This window comes from Amycolatopsis sp. WGS_07, assembly GCF_045278895.1.
GTDB lineage: Bacteria > Actinomycetota > Actinomycetes > Mycobacteriales > Pseudonocardiaceae > Amycolatopsis.
The window spans coordinates 4,546,875-4,565,000 of record NZ_CP136053.1 but is presented as its reverse complement, the minus strand read 5'-3'; the positions used below and the strand labels follow the sequence as shown (position 1 = coordinate 4,565,000).

Below are 18,126 nucleotides of genomic sequence, written 5' to 3'. Positions count from 1 at the left end.
CACCCGAGGCCGCGCCGGGCAGGACAACCGCGCTACGTACGGAGATACGGGACGCTTTGTGGCGTCCGCACCCACCCATGACGACTTTCACCGAACTCGGCCTGCCCAAGCCCCTTGTCGACGCGCTCGCCGCACAGGGCGTCACCGAGCCCTTCCCGATCCAGGCCGCCACGCTCCCGCACACGCTGGCGGGCCGCGACGTGCTCGGCCGCGGCCGCACCGGCTCCGGCAAGACCTACGGCTTCGTGCTGCCCGTGCTGGCCCGCCTCGCCGCGGGCCCGACGCGGCGGCGCCCCGGCCGTCCGCGGGCGCTCATCCTCGCCCCGACGCGCGAGCTGGCCACCCAGATCGAGGCCGCGATCGTGCCGCTGGCGCGTCCGCTCGGCCTCAAGGCCACCACGATCTTCGGCGGCGTGAGCGCGAATCCGCAGATCACCCGCCTGCGCGACGGCGTCGACATCGTCGTCGCCTGCCCCGGCCGACTCGCCGACCACATGCGCTCCGGCGAGGCGAAGCTGGACAAGATCGAGATCACCGTGCTGGACGAGGCCGACCACATGGCCGACCTCGGCTTCCTGCCCGAGGTCCGCCGCATCATGGCGGCCACCCCCGAGCGCGGCCAGCGCCTGCTGTTCTCCGCGACGCTCGACGGCGGCATCGACGTGCTGGCGAAGCGCTTCATGAACGACCCGATGCTGCACAGCGTCGACTCGGCGCAGTCGCCGGTCGCGACGATGACGCACCACGTGCTGCACCTGGAGGAAACGCACCGGCTGCCGGTGCTGGTCGACCTCACCGCGGCTCCGGGCCGCACCCTGGTCTTCACCCGCACGAAGCACCGCGCGAAGGCGCTCACCCGCAAGCTGGTCGCAAGCGGCGTGCCCGCGGTCGAACTGCACGGCAACCTCGGCCAGAACGCGCGCACGCGCAACCTGGAGGCGTTCTCGTCCGGCACCGCGAAAACGCTGGTGGCCACCGACATCGCCGCCCGCGGCATCCACGTGGACGACGTGACGCTGGTGATCCACGCCGACCCGCCGGTCGAGCACAAGGCGTACCTGCACCGTTCCGGCCGCACCGCCCGCGCGGGCGCGTCGGGCACCGTGGTCACGCTGATGACCGACGAGCAGGTCTCGGACGTCCGCGCGCTGACCCGGAAGGCCGGGATCTCGCCCACCACCACGCGGATCTCTCCCTCGCACCCGCTGCTGGCCGAACTGGCCCCCGGAGACCGTTCGTTCACCGCTTCGCCGCGCCGTCCGGTGGTGGACAACCGGCCCAAGACGGTGACCGCTTCCGGTGCCGCACCGGGCACCGGACGGCGTCGAGGCGCGCCTTCGGAGAACCGGGGCGGACTGGGCGCGCGGACTGGCGGACAGTCCCGACGTTCCGGCGGCGGCCGGGGCGGGCCCCGGCAGGGCAATGAGGCTCGGGCCGGGTCCTCGGACCGGCAGCAGGGGCAGGCCCGCCGGGAGGACCAGCGCCGCGGTTCCGGCGCCGGTCGCCGTGGCGCGGAAGGCGCTGGCCGTCGTGGCGCGGGCGCCGACCGGCGCGGATCGGGCCAGCCCTCGCGGAACCGCCGGAACGGTTCGCCCGGACGGCGGCAGTCGGAGTCTTGAGTTCGCGCCAGGCTGGTCGGCAGTATCCGGCCAGCCTGGCAGAGCGCTCCCGCTCACCGGCGCCTCCCGGTAATACCCCTGCGCCACGGCCGATAACGTTGCCGTGACTACTCCCCCTCGCCTCAGGCTGGCTGTCGCTGCCTCGAGCGCCGTCGCGGCCGGGCTGCTGCTCGCCCCTCCCGCGAATGCCATCAGTGGTGGAATCCCCGTCCCCGACAAGGCTTTCGACTTCGTCGTGCGCGTCGCCGCCGACGGGCACGGCTGCAGCGGCGTTCTCCTCGGACCGCAATGGATCGTCACCGCGAGCGGGTGCGTCCCAGCCGGCTCCGGGACGCCCGCCAGCCCGGTCACCGTCACGGCCGGCGGCACCACCGCGAAGGTCGCCACGCTGATCCCGAGGCCGGACCGGGATCTGGTGCTGGCCAAGCTCGCCACCCCGATCGCCAACGTCGCCCCGGTCGCGCTCGGCCGGACCGCGCCCGCGACCGGCGAAACGCTGACTGTCGCCGGATTCGGCCGCACCTCCGACACCTGGGTCCCGGACAAGGCCACCACCTCGCCGTTCACTACGGCTTCAATCACCGCCATCACCGTCAGCCTTACCAACGCCGACGGTCACGACACCTGTCTCGGCGACGCGGGCGGCCCGGCGCTGCGCACCACCGCGAACAGCACGCCCGAACTCGTCGGGATCAGCTCGCGGTCGTGGCAGCACGGCTGCCTGGCGGTCGCCGAAACCCGCCAGGGCAGCGTCGAAACCCGCACCGACGACCTCGTCGACTGGATCCGCGCGCAGGCACCCGAGCTGGCGATCCAGTGCCAGGCAAAGGTTCCGCTCTTCGCCGCCACCAGCGACCTCCAGCTCTACGGGCACCCGAACCCGGCCGACGGCGGCCCGATGGCGCCCGAGCAGTCCACGATCGGCACCGGCGGCTGGAACGGCTACGTCCGGCTCCTCGCCGGACCCAACGGGCTGGTCTACGGCATCCGCGCGAACGGCGACGTCTATCGCTACCAGTGGAACGGCACCGGCTGGACGGACGACTCGCGCACCGTCGTCGCCACCGGCTGGACCGGGTTCGACGATCCGGCCAACCACAACCGCATCACCGTCGACAGCCGCGGCGACTTCTACGTGGTCAACGCCGACGGCTCGCTCTCCCGCCGCCGCTACGACGCCACGGCCAAGACCTGGGCGACCGAAACCCTTGGCACCGGCTGGAATTCCTACAACCTCATCACCGGCGGCGGCGACGGCGTGCTCTACGCCCGCAGCACCGACGGCTTCCTCTACCGCTACGCGTGGGACGAGGCCGGGCACAAGTGGGCCCAGGAGAAGAAGCTCGTCGGCAACGGCGGCTGGAACGCGTTCACCCGCATCACTTCCGCGGGCGCGGACGTCCTCTACACCGTCACCGAAAAGGGCGAACTTCGCTGGTACCGCTACCTGCCCTACAGCGACACCTGGGCACCCGGCCCGACCGTGATCGGCGACGGCGGCTGGCAGCAATTCTCCGACGTCGAGGCACAGCGCGATTCCTGCGCGCTGGTCCGCTAGGAACCGGGTCGCCGTGCCGAAATTCCCTGTGCGGCACGGCGATCCTTCCCTAGACTGCCCGCCGTGGAGCATCGCGGGAAAGTCGTGCGCTGGGACGTCGAAGAGGGCTGGGGAGTCATCGAATCGGCCGCTGTCGACGGTCCAATCTGGGCGCATTTCTCGATGATCGAGGCCGACGGATTCCGATCCCTGACCGTCGGCGAGGGCGTGCTGTTCACCGTCGAGCGCGCCGAGCAGGACGGGTACCACTGGCGCGCGGTCCGGGTGCGCGCCGCCTGATCACTGTGCGGACCAGAACAGCAAAAACGGTCCCACGCCGAGGAACAACAGTGCGGCCGCGTTCGTCTTCCGGTACTGCAGCAGCAGCGCGACGAACTCGCGCAGGAACGCGCTCGGCACGAAATACGACGCGGTCTTCGCGCCGATCACGTTGAGCCGCAACCCCAATTGCCGGGCGAGAACCGCGGTGCGGAACACGTGGTAGTTGTTCGTCACGGCCAGGATCGGGCCGGAAAACCCGCGCTGGTTCAGCAAAGCGACGCTGAAGCGCAGGTTCTCGCTGGTGGTCGTCGCGCGGTCCTCCAGCACGATCTGGTCCGAAGGGACGCCGGCCGCGACGAGGTACCGCGCCATCGCGTCCGCCTCCGAGGTCAGCTCGTCCGCGCCCTGTCCCCCGGACACCACCAGCAATGCGCCCGGCGACCGTTGCTGTACCTGGACCGCGCGATCGAGCCGGCTGGCCAGCAGCGGCGGCACGCGATCGCCGAGCAGCCCGGAGCCGAGGACGATCACCGCGCCGGCCCGCGCGCGGCGGTTCACCTGGCTGTAGAGGATCGAGTACAGCAGCAGGGCGGTGAACATGAACGCCAGATAGCCGGTCACGAACAGCACCGCCATCGCGGCCACGCGCAGCAACGGCTGATCGTCGAAGACGAGCGAACTCACCGCGAGCGCGAACACCGCGAGCAGGCCCAGCCCGGCCAGCAGCGACAGCAGATTCGCCAGCCGCCGTCCCTCGCGGCGGAGCATCACGACGCCGTTCGCGATCAGCGCCCACGGCAGTGCCAGCGCACCGAGCCCGCCGACGACCGCCACCGCCGCGATGATCGCGATCTGCGCCCATTCGACGTGGTTGAAGAAGGACAGCAGCCACAGCCCGGTGAACCAGAGCGCGACCAGGAACCAGATCGCGTTGCCGACCCGCCTCGGCTCGCGCGCGAACCGTACGACGAACACGAGCACGGAAGCGATCGCGAAAAGCCCGGAGGTCATGGTCGTGCATTCTGTCTGGCACCTGCGGGCGTCGCTCGCCGAGGTGCACTCAGAGTGACGTGGTCAGCCCCCGCGCCCGCAGCACCGACCGCTCCAGCGGGCGGAACACGATCAGCTCGATCGCCACGCCGACGAACAAAATCAGGAAGATCGCCGCGATCACCATGGGCATCGAGTTGTACGACGACCCGTCGTTCAGGTACGTCCCCAGCCCGACGCCGAGGCTCGGCGAACGCGCGATCAGCTCCGCCGCCATCAGCGAGCGCCAGGAGAACGCCCAGCCCTGCTTGAGCCCGGCGAGGAACCCGGGCAGCGCGGCGGGCAGCAGGATGTGCCGGGCCGCGGCGAACCGGCCCGCGCCCATCACCTTGCCGACGCGCGGCAGGATCGGCGGGATCTGGTCGATGCCCGCCACGAGGCCGTTCGCGATCGACGGGACCGAACCGAGCAGCACGACGAAGTAGATCGCCGCGTCGTTGATGCCGAACCAGATCACCGCGGCGGGCACCCAGGCCACCGACGGCAGGCTCTGCAGCCCGCTCAGCAGCGGGCCGATCGCGGCGCGCACCACGCGAACCTTCGCGACCAGGATGCCCAGCGGCGTGCCGATGACCACCCCGGCGGCGAAGCCGAGCGCGGCGCGGTGCACGGAGGTCCAGATGAAACCGAACACCGAACCGTCGTTGACCGTGTTCCAGAACTCGGCCCAGACGTCCAGCGGCGCGGGCAGCGTCGTTTCCGGCCAGAACGCAGCCGCCCACAGGGCCTGCCAGATCGCGACCAGCAGCACGAGCGCGCCGACCGGCGGCAGGAATCCGCGCACGAACCGGCGGCGCAGCGACGCCGGCCGCGCGCCGGTGGGGGTGTCGAGCCGGTCGAGGCCGGCGCCGACGGCTTCGTCGAGGTCGGGGGCCGCCTGATCAGGCTGCGGCATGGGTGCTGATCACCTTTCGCAGATCGGCCGTGATCTCCTCGGCCAGCAGTTCTCCGTCCGCGGACGGGACGTCGTGCCATTCGCGCACCACGCGACCCGGACGCGACGACAGCAGCACCACCCGCTGTCCAAGCCGGACAGCCTCGCGCACGTCGTGCGTGACGAACAGCACCGACGTGCCGGTGCTGCGCCACACCCGCAGCAGCTCGCTCTGCAGGACATCGCGGGTGATCGCGTCGAGCGCCGCGAACGGTTCGTCCATGAGCAGCAGCGCGTTGCCGTCGTCGCCGCCGACGCGATGGGTCGCGGCGAGCGCGCGGGCAAGCGCGACCCGCTGCCGCATCCCGCCGGACAGCTCGTGCGGACGCTTGCGCGCCGCGTCGCTCAGCCGCACCAGCTCCAGCAGCTCAGCGGCCTTTTCCCGACGCTCGGAACGGCCGAAACCGGCGAGCCGCAACGGCAGTTCCACGTTGCGGGACGCGGTCAGCCACGGCATCAGCGCGGCCTCCTGGAACATCACCGCGGGCCGCGAAGTGGTGAGAGTGATCTCACCGGCGGACGGCTGGTCGAGACCGGCGACGAGGTTCAGCAGCGTGCTCTTGCCGCAGCCGGACGCGCCGAGCAGGCACACGAACTCGCCCGGCTCGACGGTCAGGTCGACCCCGTCGAGCGCGGTCACCGCGCTGCCGGCGGAGCCGAACACCTTGCCGACCCGGTCGAGGTGCACGGCGGCGGTCACTGGTCGGGCCAGGGTGGAGGTCATCGCGGATCGCCTTCCGGTCGGGACGTCACTTCGCCAGTTCGGGCGCGTTGACGGCGGGCAGCTGCTGTGCCTTGAGGACCTCGTTGAGCGGGCCGAAGTCGGCGAACCCCTTCAGGTCCACCACCTTGTCAACCACGCCCGCGGTCACCGAGTCCTTGGCCAGCTGCGGGAACTGCGCGGGCACCGGGTCGGTGGTCAGTTCGATGTTCGCGAACGAGCGGTCGAGCACGGCCGGGCTGAGCGAGCTGCCGGACAGCTCCTTGAGCGCGCCGTTGACCACGGTCTTCGCCTCGGCCGGGTTCTTCTTCGCCCAGTCGATCGCCTGCAGCTCGCCCTTCAGCAGCGCGCGCACGGTGTCCGGGTGCTGCTTCAGGAACTCGCTGCGCACGATCGCGACAGTGGTCGGGAACCGGCCTTCCGGCCACAGTGTCTTCTCGTCCACCAGCACCTTCGCGCCCGCGTCGGTGACCAGCCGCGACGACCACGGTTCGGGCAGCCAGCCGCCGTCGACCTCGCCCTTGCGGAACGCGTCGAGCGTCTTCGGGTTGTCCAGGTTGGTCACGTTCACCTGGCCGGTCAGGTGCTTCTCGGCGAGGAACTTCTTGAGCGCGACGTCCTGGGTGTTGGCCAGCTGCGGGGTCGCGATCGTCTTGCCCTTGAGCTGGTCGACCGAGGCGATCCCGGGCTTGACCACCAGCTGCGCGCCGCCGGTGACCGCGCCGGACACGAGCTGGATCGCGCCCTTGGACTTGGTGAACGCGTTGATCGCCGGTCCGGAGCCGATGAACGCGACGTCGAGCGAACCGCCGAGCAGCGCGTTCACTTCGGACGGACCGGCGTTGAACGTCTGGGTCGTGAGTTTCGTGCCGCCGAGGTTCTGGGCGAAGAAGTTCTTCTTGACCCCGATCAGCGCGGGCGTGTGCGTGACGTTCGGGAAGAAGCCGACGCGCACCTCCCCCGCGGCGCCCTGGTTGGCTTCGGCCTCGGTGCGGTCCGCGCGGGAACACCCGGCGAGCGCCCCGAGCGCCGTCAGCGCGGCGAGTGCGGAAGCGAGCAATCGGGTTCGCGGAAATGTACGCACAAATGGCCCTTTCGCGGGAAGCGGAACGGGCGCAGAATGGCACGTTCACCCGCAAGACTGCATAGGCATCCGCATCCCGGGAAATTGTGCGGGATTACTTGACAGGCCCGGGCCTCACCTGCTTGTCAAGAGCGAGACGTCGCCGAACTCGTGCCACAGATACTCGCGCCGCACCGCCGCGTCGTAAGCCCGCTGCACCAGTTCCGGTCCCACGACCGCTTCGAGCAGCAGCAGATGGGACGCCTCCGGGGTGTGCAACCCGGTGATCAATCCGTCGACCGCGCGGGCGGGCCGGTCCGGGCCGAGCACCAATTCGGTCCAGCCCGCCGCGGCGGTGACGAGACCGCCGGGATTCGCGGCGGATTCCAGCGCCCGCACCGCGGTAGTCCCCACCGCGATCACGCGTCCGCCCTGGTCCCGCACCCAGTTGACCAACGCCGCGGTCGTCGCCGGGACACGGAATCGCTCGCCGTACGGCGGTTCCCCGGCTTCCGGCGACGAGACGCCGGTGTGCAGCAGAATCGGCGCGAACAGCACGCCACGCGAGACAAGCCGGGTCACCAGTTCCGCGGTGAACGGCCGCGCGGCGCTCGGCATTTCCGCCGAACCCGGGTCGAGCGCGAACACGGTCTGGTAATTCGGCAACGGCCACGCGCGCGGAACGTAGCCGTAGCGGATCGGCCGCCCGACCTTCGCGAGATACTGCGCGACCCCGCCTTCCACGTCGATCTTCGCGCGCCACAACCGTTGTGCACCGGCGACATGCGGCTCGCGCAGCGCTGAGGACAGCACCGGCGGGCAGGCCGAGCCGCTCCCCCGCGCGGCCGTCGAGGAGCGGACCGCCGGGTGCGCGGAGTTCGACCACCCAGGTGCCGTCGTCGAGTTCGGTGGAGAAGTGGACGGCGATGACGCGTTCGCCGCGGACGGCGTCGACCGCGGCGGCCAGCGTGCCGGAAGTGTTGACTACCAACAGATCGCCGGGTTCCAGGAACTCGCCGAGGTCGCGGAACGTGGCGTGCCGCACGCCGTCCGGACCGGCCGCGAGCAGCCGCACCTCGTCCCGGGCGAGGCCGCGCGCTTCCGGCGGGGCGGACGCGCTGCGGTCCTCGGCCAGGTCGAATCGCGTGCGCGGCGTGGTCATGACCGCACCTGCAGGTCCGCTGCCCGGTACCGGCCGCTCGGCGGACGTTCCTCCAGCAGCCGCAGGAAAGCGGGTACTGCGGTCTCCGGCAGCGGACGGTCCGAAATGTCCTCGCCCGGGAAAGCGGCCTGGTGCATGGCGGTGCGCAGATCGCCGGGATCAACGGCGTACACCGCGATGTCCGGGTTTTCCACGCCGAGCACCGCGCTCACGTGGTCCAGCGCGGCTTTCGCCGAACCGTAGCCGCCCCAGCCCTCATACGGTTCCACGGCGGCGTCGGAACTGATGTTCACCAGCGCTCCCTTTGCCGTGCCGAGCGCGGGCAACAACAGCCGGGTGAGCGCAAGCGGGGCGAAAACGTTGGTGCGGAAGACAGTTTCCAGCTCGTCCGGCGGGTACTCGGCCAGCGGCGGCAGCGGGCTGACGCCGAGCGTGCTGGCGTTGTTGACGAGCAGGTCGAGCCGGGGTCCGGCGGCTTCGGCGAGCCGGGCCCGGTGCGCGGGATCGGTGACGTCGCCGGGCACCGCGGTGAACCCGAGGTCCGCCGCGGCCGTGCGCAGCGTCCCCTGGTCGCGTCCGGTGCCCAGCACTGTCCATTCGCGACGGACGAGAGCCGAGGCGAGCGCCCGGCCCAGACCGGCGGAGGCGCCGGTGACGACAGCTACTGGCATGGTCCCTCCAGAAGGTAGGCACCTGCCAGCGTGCGACCTCTACCTTACTGGAGGTCAACCGGACGGCGGCCGCGCAGCAGCGTGTACGCCACCAGCGAAACCACGAACCCGGCGTAGTAAGCCAGATCCGCGCCGTGCAGGGCCGCCGCGACCGGTCCGGTGTAAACGGTCGTGTTCATAAACGGAACCGCCGCCGCGAAGCCAACCACGAACGCCACCAGCGCGGCCCAGCTGCGCACCGGGCGGCGCAGCTCGGCCAGCACGTCGACCTCGCGGCCACGACGCGTGCGGCGCAGCCAATCCGGTACGACGACACCGAGGAACGGCGGGATCCAGTAACTCACCACCAGCAGCACGTTCTGGAATTTCGCCGCCAGATCACCGCTGTGCATCCAGAGAATCAACGCGAACGCGAGCACCGTCACGACCACCGCCGACACCGGACGGCGCACCCGCACGCCGACGGTCTGCAGCGCGAGCGAGCCGCTGTAGTCGTTCATCGCGTTGGACGACACCGCGGCCAGCGCGATCACCAGCAACGCCACCGCGCCCAGCACTCCCCCGCCGAGCAGCGTCGACACCCCGGCCGCGGTCTGGTCGCCCAGCGCCGTGCCGAGCGCGAGACCGATGCCCTCGCCCAGCGCGTACGACGCGGTCAGCCCGAGCAGGGTGAACCAGAAAACTCCGCTCGGCCGCGTCGAAGCGGGCAGATAACGGCTGAAATCCGACGCGTAAGGAGCCCAGGAAATAGCGAGGCTGAGCGTAATGGTGGAAAACAGCACGACGGCGCCGGCGAATTCGCCGCCGGTCGCGGAGTCGGCGAACGTAATCGGGTGATCAAGAACCACCTTGACCGCGAGCGCGACAAATGCGACAACGAGCACGACGCTCATCACCGCCTGGACCCGGTGGATCACCGCGTAGCCGAATACGCCGAGCGTGCATTGCAGCACCAGCACCACGAGCACCGCGGCCCAGAACGGCAGCCCGGTCAGCTGCGCCAGCGCTTCGCCGCCGAACAGCCCGACCAGCGCGTCCCAGGCGATCGAGCCGAGCCATTGCACCAGGCCGGGCAGCACGACGCCGCGCCCGAACGGGAGCCGCGCGAGCGGCAGCTGGCCGGTCCCGGTGCGCGGACCCCAGGTGGACAGCCACGCGACCGGCAGCGAACCGAGCACGGTGCCGATCAGCGCGATGACGAAGCCGGTGGTGAACCCGAGCCCGAGCGTCGCGCCGAGGGTGCCGGTGAACACGGCGGTCATGGTGAGATTCGGCGCGAACCACACGCCCGCGAGCCGCCACGGTTTCCCGAAGCGATTCTCCGCCGGAATCGGGGTGATCCCGTGCGTTTCGATCGCCAGATCCCCTGCTCCGGACGGCATCCGGCCACCGAAAACCTCGGCGTCGATCCCGCTCATGCGCTGCCCTTTCTCCCGGCCGACCCGTGAGTCTGAACCGGGGCCGCCGCCGGTGCCAATACTCTGTGGCGTTTCCGACGCGGGATCGGCAAGATCGCGGGGATGGGGGAAGGACCGCGCTCGTCGCTGCGCCAGCGGAAATTCGCGATTTTCTACGCCGGCCGCCTGGTGTCCCTGATGGGCAGTTCGATGACCCCGGTGGCGCTCGCGTTCGCCGTGCTCGACAGCAGTCACCGGACCACCGACCTCGGCATCGTGCTCGCCGCCGGGATCGTGCCGCTGCTGGCGTTCCTGCTCGTGGGCGGCGCGGTCGGCGACCGGTTCCCGCGCAACCGCGTGCTCCGGCTGTCGAACCTCGGCGCGGGCGCGGCCCAGCTGGCCGCCGCCGCGATTCTGCTCACCGGCAACTATTCGCTGCCCGCCCTCGTCGCGACCGAGTTCCTCGGCGGCGTCTGCGCCGCGTTCACCACGCCGGTGCTGCGCGGGATCGTGCCGCAGATCGTCGCGCCGGAAGCGCTGCGCCAGGCGAACTCGCTGCTGTCCACCAGTAAGAACATCACCAAGGTCGCCGGTCCGGCCGTGGCGGGCGTGCTGGTCGGCACGGTCGGCGGCGGCTGGGCGATCGCCGCGGACGGGATCTCGTTCGTCCTCGCCGCCTTGCTGTACCAGACGATCACCCTGCCCCCGGTGAAAGCCACTGAGCAGACCGGCTTGCTGCACAGCGTGCGGACCGGCTGGCGGGAGTTCTGGCGGATCGGCTGGCTGTGGCGGGTGGTCACGGCGTTCTTCGTCTACAACATCGTCTTCACCGGCAGCTGGCTGGTGCTCGGCCCCGGCATCGCACAGGCCACCATCGGCGCGGCCGCGTGGGGCCTCGTGCTGAGCACGCGCGCGATCGGCGGGTTGCTGGCCGGGCTGGTGATGTACCGGCTCGCCCCGCGCCGGTTGCTGCTGCTCGGGCAGGTGTGCGCGGCGGTGACGGCGCTGCCGTTGCTCGTGCTCGGCGCGCACGCGGGCTTCGCCCTGCTGGCCGGGGCGAGCTTCGTCTCCGGAGCGAGCCAGGGCGTCCTGAGCGTCGCCTGGGACACGACCATGCAAGAGAACATCCCCGGGCACCTGCTGTCGCGGATGGCCGCGTTCGACGATTTCGGTTCCTACGCGGGCATTCCGATCGGCGAACTCCTGGCCGGACCGCTCGCCGCCGCCTTCGGCGCCCAGCCGGTGGTGCTCGCCGGAGGGTTCGTCCTCGTCGCCGCCGCCTTGTGGCCGCTGCGTTCCGGCGAGGTCCGCGCGCTGCGGCATCCGCCGGTCCGCACGCAGTGAAAAGGGCCTGCCGGGGTAACCCCAGCAGGCCCTTCCACCTTCCCCTCGGTCAGACCAGCAGCAGGAACGCCACTCCGTTGGGCGAGCCGAGGCCCGTCACGTCGTCGTAGCCCTTGGTCGTGTGGATCGTCAGGTTCGGGTAGTCGAGCACCCGGGCCGAGGTCTTCAGCCCTTCGGTGGCGTCGACGCCGTTGGCGAAGTCCACGCGCTGCACCGCGCCGTCCACGTGCTGCACGTCGTGGATCGCCGACGTGCGCGAGGTCAGCTGGTACAGCACCGGGTTGATGAACCCGTGGTGGAAGTGGTCGAGGCTGTCGGCCACCGCCATCACGCCCGCGAACACCGGCGACGCGAGGCTCGTGCCGCCGATCCGGTACTGGTCGTAGTAGACGCCGTCCGGGAAGGTCTGCGTCTGGCCCACCAGGAACCCGGTGTTCGGGTCGGCGATCGCGGAGATGTCCGGGACCACGCGGCCCTTCGCGCCGCCGGTCTGGTTCTTCGTGGACAGCGCGTCCGGCACGATTCCCTTCTGGTAGAAGGGCTGGCCGAACAGCCGGCTCGTGCCGCCGCCCGCGCCGCCGTTGAACGCGCCGGGGAACGCCGGGGTGTACGCGCCGCCGGTCAGCGTCGACTTGCCGGTCTCCCACCCGGTTTCGAAGATCCGCTTGCCGTCCTTGCCGACCGCGAGCGAGGTGCCGCCGACCGCGGTCACCCACGGAGCCGAGGCGGAGAAGTCCGGCGACGGCGTGCCCAGCCGCGCGACCTCGTCCCCGTTGTCGCCGGAGGAGAAGTACACGCCGATGCCCTCGAGCACCGCCTGCACCGAGATCTGGTTGAACACCTTGACCTCGGAGGCCGGGATGTCCTCGCCGGTGTTGCCGTAGGAGTTGGAGATGATGTCGGCCTTGTGGCCCGCGACGACGTAGTTCAGCGCGGTGTCCAGCGAAAGGTCCTCGCAGTCCTGCCCGCCGACGTACAGGATGTCCGCGCCGGGAGCGAGCCCGTGCGCGGCCTCGACGTCCAGGGTTTCCTCGCCGTACCAGCCGGAAGCGTCGCACTGGTCCGGCGGCTCGAGCACCGGGTTGGGCGGGAAGATGTGCTGTTTGAACTGCTGTTTGGTGAGCGGGTGCGCCGGGTCGTTGCGCTTGGCGTACTCCGCGGCGTCGGCGTAGATCGTCGGCGAGGCGAACGCGTCCACGATGGCGATCGTGGTGCCGCGGCCGTCCGCGCCGAACTTCGCGACCTGGTCAAGGCCGTACGCCGAACGCAGCTGCGCGGGCGTGTAGCCGCACGGCGCGTACGGAAGCTGCTTTCCGTTGTACGCCGGGTCAGTCGTGTCGGTCTTCTCGCCGTAGTAAGCGCTGCACGGACCCGAATTGCGGAATCCCTTGCTGGGCGGCGCGGTCGCCGGCCCGCTCTGCTGGGCCGCGGGCGTGTCCGCACCGTCGGTGTGGTCCGGTTTGAACAGATTCGTCGCCTGGTCGACGCCGACGACGCCGAGCACGTCGTTCGCCAGCGCGGCCGGAACGGACAGGTCCTTGTCCGCCGCCCGCAGCGTCTGCCCCTTGACCCGGTACTTGCCCAGCGTCACGGCGAACGCGCGCTGCACCTGGTCCGCGGTGCCGGTCGCCTCGACGTAGGCCCGGTTGGACGGCACCTCACCGGTGGAGAAACCGCTTGCGGTGAGCCAATTCTTCACCGCGGAAACGGTCTGGTCGGACGCGGCGAACTGATCCCGCACCTGGTCCGGCGACAGGTAATGCCGGTACCCGCGGCTGTTCGGATCCGACACCGACCGCGCGGCGGCCTCCGCCGCTCCCTGGTCCTTGAGGTTCAGGTAAACCCGAAAGTCCATAGTGGACGATCCGGCCGTGTCGGCCACCTTGGCCTGCGGATTGGCCCACACCGGATGCGATTGCGGAATGTCCGCCCGCCCCTGAGCCGACGCGACAGCGGGCGAAGCGGCCAAGCCGCCCACCACCGCCAGCGAAAGAAACACGGTGACGCTTCTACGCACAGCAACTCCCTCGTGTTGCGCGGCCTCCAACCCCCCGCCGCCGCAACGAGACTAGGACCGCCCACACCCGCCAGGGAAGCGTCCGTCTCCCCGGTGCGGAACCGTTATCTGCCCTCCCCGCGCACCACAAGCGACCAATGCGCACAAAGTCCGTTTCCTCCACACCGTCCACACCGGAATGTGCCGAAATAAGAAAAACGCCCGTTTCACCACACCCGTCTCAGAACACCTAAAGCCCCACCACACCACCTACGAAGGTCGCACAATCCCAACTCACCCATCGGTGCACCCAGCCCCTCCCCCGCACCCCGATACGAAGCCTCCCTGCGGTCTGGGGGTGCTTGTCAAGGCATCTTTCCCGCCTTGACAAGCACCCCCAGACCGTCAGCACACTTGGGCTTCGGGGTGCCACCCGCAACCATCGCCTGAGCAACCACGGCCAGACGGAACACGTGAAAACAATTCACCCCCACACAGGCAAACCCCCCGTGACATCCACCCCCGGTATCACCCCTTATGGGGTATTCCTCCCCAAGTGGATCTAGCTAACCCGGGCAAACGCTCCTAGCATGCCGGGCATGGGGACCTTGCCGCCAAGGCGGGTAAATTGATTTCGCTGACCTTCCGGATCCTGGGGCCGCTGGAGGTCATCGCCGAGGGCCGGGCCGTACCTTTGGGCGGCCCGAAGCCCCGCCTGCTGCTGGCCGCGCTGGCGCTGCAGCCGAACATCGTCGTCTCCACCGAAGCGCTGGTCGAAGTCCTCTGGCCGACCACCGCCCCGCGCTCGGCGGCGGCCAACATCCGCACCTACGTCCACTCGCTCCGCCGACGCCTCGCCGAAACCTCCCCCGACCTGGCCGACCGCATCACCAGCCGCGCCTCCGGCTACCTCCTCACCGTCCCGGAAGAAGAACTGGACCACCTGGTCTTCACCCGCCTGGCCACCCAAGCCTGGGAAACGCAAGACGACCCGGAAACCGCCCTGGCCCTGCTGGACGAAGCACACGCCCTGTGGCGCGGCGAAGTGCTCGAAGGCCTCCCGCACGACCCCACCTGGGGCCCGGCCGTCGCCCGCCTCGACGAGCTGCGCCTGGCGGTGCAAGAACAACGCCTCCGCGCCCGCCTCGCGCTGGGCCGCCACAACGAGGTCATCGCCGAACTACGCGCCCTGGTCACCGAACATCCGCTGCGCGAAGAACTTTGGCACCACCTCATCACCGCGCTGCGCGACGCGGGCCGCACCACCGAAGCCGCGGAAGCGTACGAACTGGTCGAGCAAACCCTCGCCGACGAACTGTCCGCCCGCCCTGGCGCGGCCCTGCGCGAACTGCGCGCCACCCTCGAAGTCCCCTGCGCCAAGGTCCCGCCAATCTGCCAGCTGCCACTGGACCTGCCGGATTTCACCGGCCGCAGCGAGGTAACCGAGCACCTGGTCGCGAAACTCCGGCACCACGCCGAAGCGGAACGCCCCACGATCGTCGTCCTGTCCGGCGCGCCAGGCATCGGCAAATCCTCTCTCGCCGTGCGGGTCGCGCACGCGGTCCGCTCAGTGTTCCCGGACGGACAGTTGCATGTGGACCTGGCCGGCACCTCGTCGTCCCCGCGCTCGCCCATGAGCGTTCTGGCCGAACTCCTGCGCGCCCTGGGCATTCCGGACTCCGGCCTGCCCCGGGATCTCGCGGAGCGCGCCGCGCTGCTGCGTTCCCAGCTCGCGGGCCGCCGGATGTGCGTCGTCCTGGACGACGCGGGCAGCGCCGCCCAGGTCCGCCCGCTGCTTCCCGGCGCGGGCGCGTGCGCGGTGCTGATCACCAGCCGGATCCGCTTGCCCGACCTCGCCGGCGCGCTTCCGGTGGACGTCGATCTGCTGCCCGAGCCGGAAGCCGCCCGCCTGCTGGAAGGCATCGTCGGCCACGAGCGGGTAGCCGCCGAACCCGAAGACGCGGCGGCCATCCTGCGCCAATGCGGGCACCTGCCGCTGGCGATCCGCGTCGCCGGGGCCAAGCTCACCCACCGGCCGACGTGGTCCCTGCGCATCCTCGCCGACCGCCTCCACGACGAGCACCGCCGCCTGGACGAGCTGCGCGTCGGCGACCTGGCCGTCCGGGCGAGCGTGACCCTCAGCTACGACCTCCTGCCCATGTCCGCCGCCGCGGCCTTCCGCCGGCTAGGCGCGCTGGGCCCGGTGCAATTCCCGGCTTGGGCCGTTGCCGCCGTTCTGGGCCGACCGTCGGCCGACGACGTCCTCGACGTGCTTGTCGACGCGCACCTGGTCGAACTGGTCGCCACCGACGTCGCGGGACAGCCGCGCTACCGCCTGCACGACCTGCTGCGGGTCTACGCCGCGGAGCTGGCCGAGCCCGACGAAACCCGCGCCGCGATCGGCCGGGTGCTGGAGGGATATCTAGCGCTGACAGTAGAAGCCGCGGAACGCATGCCGATCCACTTCTTCGGCCAGTACCACGACGACAGCGAACTTCCCCTGCCGCCGGACGCGAACCGCCTGCTGACCGACCCGGCCGCGTGGTTCGCCGCCGAACGCGCCACCTGCGTCGCGGCTGTCGGGCTGGCCGCCGAACGCGGTTTCGACGACCTGACCTGGCGGCTCACCGCGGCCCTCACCCCGTACTTCGACCTCCGCGGCCACCAGGACGACTGGCACGCCACCCACCTGATCGCGCTGGAAGCGGCGCGCCGGGCGGGCGCGGTCCGCGGCGAGGCGGTCGTGCAGCGCAATCTCGGCCAAGTCCTGCTGTACCAAGACAACGACGCGGACGCGATGGTCGCCTTCGAAGCGGCGCGCGAGCTGTACCAGCGGATCGGCGATCAGCAGGGCCTCGGCGAAGCGCACGCCGGCCTCGGCACCGTGCTGCGGATGCAAGGCCAGACCGACCGCGCTCTCGAACCGTGCCACGAAGCGCTGCGGCTGTTCGACGAGGCAGGCGACCCGCACGGCGAAGCGGTGATCCGGATCGCGATCGGCTCGATCTGGGTGGCGCGAAAGTGCTACGCGACCGCGCGCCGCTGGTACACCGACGCGCTGGAGCTGTCCTGCGAAATCGGCGACCGGCACCGGGAAGCCCATGCGCTGCAACGGCTCGGGCTCCTCCACCAACGCGAAGGCAACCTCGCCGAAGCCCGCGAACACGTCACGCGCGCCATCGCCGTGTTCACCGATCTCGGCGACGATCACTGCGTCGGCTACGCGAACCAGAACCTGGGCGAACTGTGCCTGTACAGCGGCGATCTCGCGCACGCGCAGCTGCTGCTGGTGAACTCGCTGAGCGTGCACCGCCGCAACGGGGACCGCCGTTCCGAAGCCCACGTGTCCCAGCTGCTCGGCGAACTCCACTCCGCGCTCAGCCAGCCCGAACGGTCCCGCAGCTACGCCGAACGCGCCCGTGCCATCCGCCGGGAGCTGTCCGCCGACCTCCCGGCCGCCACCCGTCCGCGCAAGACCGGACCGCACCGGATCGTGTCCGCCTGACGCGCGGGCCCGGTTGCGCGGCCAATCGCGCGCGCCGGGCCACGATGCGCTCATGAACACCAGGAAAGCCGCTGGTCACGTCCTTCTGATCTTGACGGTTATCGCTTTGTCGACTCCGGAGCCCGCCTCGGCCAAACCGAAGCACGGCAGAAGAGTCCTGGAGAGACCGCTGACCTACCGCCTCTTCGCGACCCGCGAAGGGCTCGTCGGCGGCACCACTTCGAGCGGGCACCGGATCACCGAACGGGACCACTTCGTGGCGCTCCCGTCCACGAAAACGGTGTCCTCCAAGAAAAAGGGACCTTCACCGTCCGGGTGTGCCGCACCGACGGCACGCGCTGCGAGTACGCGCCGGTGCTGGATGTCGGGCCGTGGAACGAACACGACGACTACTGGAACCCCGCCGACCGTCGCGCGCAGTTCGGTTCGCTGCCGCAAGGTGTGCCGGAAGCGCAAGCGGCGTACCAAAACGGCTTCAACGGCGGCAAGGACGAACGCGGCCGCACCGTGCGGAACCCCGCTGGTCTCGACCTGGCCGACGGCACGTTCTGGGACGGGCTCGGCCTCAAAAGCAACAGCTACGTGGACGTCACGTTCCTCTGGACCGGCAGCTCCCCGGCCAGCGGCGTCGTGACCACTGACGGGGCCCCGCTGGTCGTCCGCACGTCCGCGGACAACGCCGCGCCGCCTGCCGGGCTGGCGGCCGACTCCGCCCAGGTGCCGATCGAATGTTCCGTGCAGGGCGAAGCAGTGGACGGCACTACCCGCTGGAACCGGATAGGCCCCGGACACTACGTGTCCGAGGCCTATCTCCGGGCCGATGCGGCCGTGCCGTCCTGCTGAAC

Annotated in this window: 14 protein-coding genes and 1 pseudogene; 6 read left to right on the top strand and 9 right to left on the bottom strand. The window is 70.5% G+C overall.

Annotation, left to right across the window (positions count from 1 at the left end; all coding sequences use genetic code 11):
* The first annotated feature begins 77 nt into the window (after positions 1-77).
* From RPX00_RS21625 to RPX00_RS21615, 3 genes are all read left to right on the top strand, one after another.
* Positions 78-1,619: a DEAD/DEAH box helicase gene (locus RPX00_RS21625; RefSeq protein ID WP_406641890.1), complete on the top strand. Its 1,542-nt coding sequence runs from the start codon at positions 78-80 to the stop codon at positions 1,617-1,619.
* A 103-nt stretch (positions 1,620-1,722) separates the two neighbouring features.
* Positions 1,723-3,177, top strand: a complete 1,455-nt coding sequence (locus RPX00_RS21620) for a tachylectin-related carbohydrate-binding protein (protein ID WP_406641889.1) — start codon at positions 1,723-1,725, stop codon at positions 3,175-3,177.
* Positions 3,178-3,240: 63 nt separating this feature from the next.
* Entirely contained in the window at positions 3,241-3,456 is a 216-nt protein-coding gene (locus RPX00_RS21615) for a cold-shock protein (protein ID WP_406641888.1), read from the top strand.
* On the opposite strand, the gene RPX00_RS21610 is transcribed toward RPX00_RS21615, so the two are convergent.
* The 8 genes and pseudogenes from RPX00_RS21610 to RPX00_RS21575 form a co-directional block, all read right to left on the bottom strand.
* A complete protein-coding gene (locus RPX00_RS21610; protein ID WP_406641886.1) occupies positions 3,457-4,449 on the bottom strand; it encodes a YdcF family protein in 993 nt (330 codons plus the stop codon).
* A gap of 49 nt (positions 4,450-4,498) precedes the next feature.
* Positions 4,499-5,383, bottom strand: a complete 885-nt coding sequence (locus RPX00_RS21605) for an ABC transporter permease (protein WP_406641884.1) — start codon at positions 5,381-5,383, stop codon at positions 4,499-4,501.
* Complete coding sequence (locus RPX00_RS21600; protein ID WP_406641882.1) at positions 5,370-6,146, bottom strand: ABC transporter ATP-binding protein; 777 nt, start codon at positions 6,144-6,146, stop codon at positions 5,370-5,372. The genes RPX00_RS21605 and RPX00_RS21600 overlap by 14 nt, the downstream gene beginning before the upstream one ends.
* 25 nt (positions 6,147-6,171) lie before the next feature.
* On the bottom strand, positions 6,172-7,227 hold the full coding sequence (locus RPX00_RS21595; RefSeq protein WP_406641880.1) for an ABC transporter substrate-binding protein: 1,056 nt from the start codon (positions 7,225-7,227) through the stop codon (positions 6,172-6,174).
* 114 nt (positions 7,228-7,341) lie between these two features.
* On the bottom strand, positions 7,342-8,019 hold the full coding sequence (locus RPX00_RS21590) for an S-adenosylmethionine:tRNA ribosyltransferase-isomerase (protein ID WP_406641878.1): 678 nt from the start codon (positions 8,017-8,019) through the stop codon (positions 7,342-7,344).
* A gap of 67 nt (positions 8,020-8,086) precedes the next feature.
* Positions 8,087-8,368 (bottom strand): annotated as a pseudogene (locus RPX00_RS21585) (S-adenosylmethionine:tRNA ribosyltransferase-isomerase); the annotation flags it as partial.
* Positions 8,365-9,039 (bottom strand): SDR family NAD(P)-dependent oxidoreductase, encoded by a 675-nt coding sequence (locus RPX00_RS21580; protein ID WP_406641876.1) that lies wholly within the window; start codon positions 9,037-9,039, stop codon positions 8,365-8,367. The pseudogene RPX00_RS21585 and the gene RPX00_RS21580, both read right to left, overlap by 4 nt.
* A 44-nt stretch (positions 9,040-9,083) precedes the next feature.
* The gene (locus RPX00_RS21575) at positions 9,084-10,457 is read right to left on the bottom strand and encodes a purine-cytosine permease family protein (protein WP_406641874.1); all 1,374 of its coding nucleotides are present in this window, start codon (positions 10,455-10,457) and stop codon (positions 9,084-9,086) included.
* A gap of 102 nt (positions 10,458-10,559) precedes the next feature.
* Here RPX00_RS21575 and RPX00_RS21570 point away from each other — a divergent pair, with 102 nt between their 5' ends.
* Positions 10,560-11,780, top strand: a complete 1,221-nt coding sequence (locus tag RPX00_RS21570; RefSeq protein WP_406641873.1) for an MFS transporter — start codon at positions 10,560-10,562, stop codon at positions 11,778-11,780.
* Positions 11,781-11,829: 49 nt separating this feature from the next.
* Here RPX00_RS21570 and RPX00_RS21565 read toward each other — a convergent pair whose 3' ends face one another.
* Positions 11,830-13,797 carry a protease pro-enzyme activation domain-containing protein gene (locus tag RPX00_RS21565; RefSeq protein WP_406641872.1) on the bottom strand — a complete coding sequence of 656 codons (1,968 nt, stop codon included), beginning with the start codon at positions 13,795-13,797 and terminating at the stop codon, positions 11,830-11,832.
* 607 nt (positions 13,798-14,404) lie between these two features.
* Here RPX00_RS21565 and RPX00_RS21560 point away from each other — a divergent pair.
* Positions 14,405-17,281: an AfsR/SARP family transcriptional regulator gene (locus RPX00_RS21560; RefSeq protein WP_406641871.1), complete on the top strand. Its 2,877-nt coding sequence runs from the start codon at positions 14,405-14,407 to the stop codon at positions 17,279-17,281.
* 315 nt (positions 17,282-17,596) lie between these two features.
* Positions 17,597-18,124 (top strand): hypothetical protein, encoded by a 528-nt coding sequence (locus tag RPX00_RS21555; RefSeq protein WP_406641870.1) that lies wholly within the window; start codon positions 17,597-17,599, stop codon positions 18,122-18,124.
* The last annotated feature ends 2 nt before the right edge of the window (positions 18,125-18,126 follow it).

Excerpts from the sequence above, each read along its gene's own strand:
- RPX00_RS21625 (WP_406641890.1), top strand. The coding sequence starts at position 78 with ATGACGACTTTCACCGAACTCGGCCTGCCCAAGCCCCTTGTCGACGCG.
- RPX00_RS21610 (WP_406641886.1), bottom strand. The coding sequence starts at position 4,449 with ATGACCTCCGGGCTTTTCGCGATCGCTTCCGTGCTCGTGTTCGTCGTA.
- RPX00_RS21605 (WP_406641884.1), bottom strand. The coding sequence starts at position 5,383 with ATGCCGCAGCCTGATCAGGCGGCCCCCGACCTCGACGAAGCCGTCGGC.
- RPX00_RS21600 (WP_406641882.1), bottom strand. The coding sequence starts at position 6,146 with ATGACCTCCACCCTGGCCCGACCAGTGACCGCCGCCGTGCACCTCGAC.
- RPX00_RS21580 (WP_406641876.1), bottom strand. The coding sequence starts at position 9,039 with ATGCCAGTAGCTGTCGTCACCGGCGCCTCCGCCGGTCTGGGCCGGGCG.
- RPX00_RS21575 (WP_406641874.1), bottom strand. The coding sequence starts at position 10,457 with ATGAGCGGGATCGACGCCGAGGTTTTCGGTGGCCGGATGCCGTCCGGA.
- RPX00_RS21570 (WP_406641873.1), top strand. The coding sequence starts at position 10,560 with ATGGGGGAAGGACCGCGCTCGTCGCTGCGCCAGCGGAAATTCGCGATT.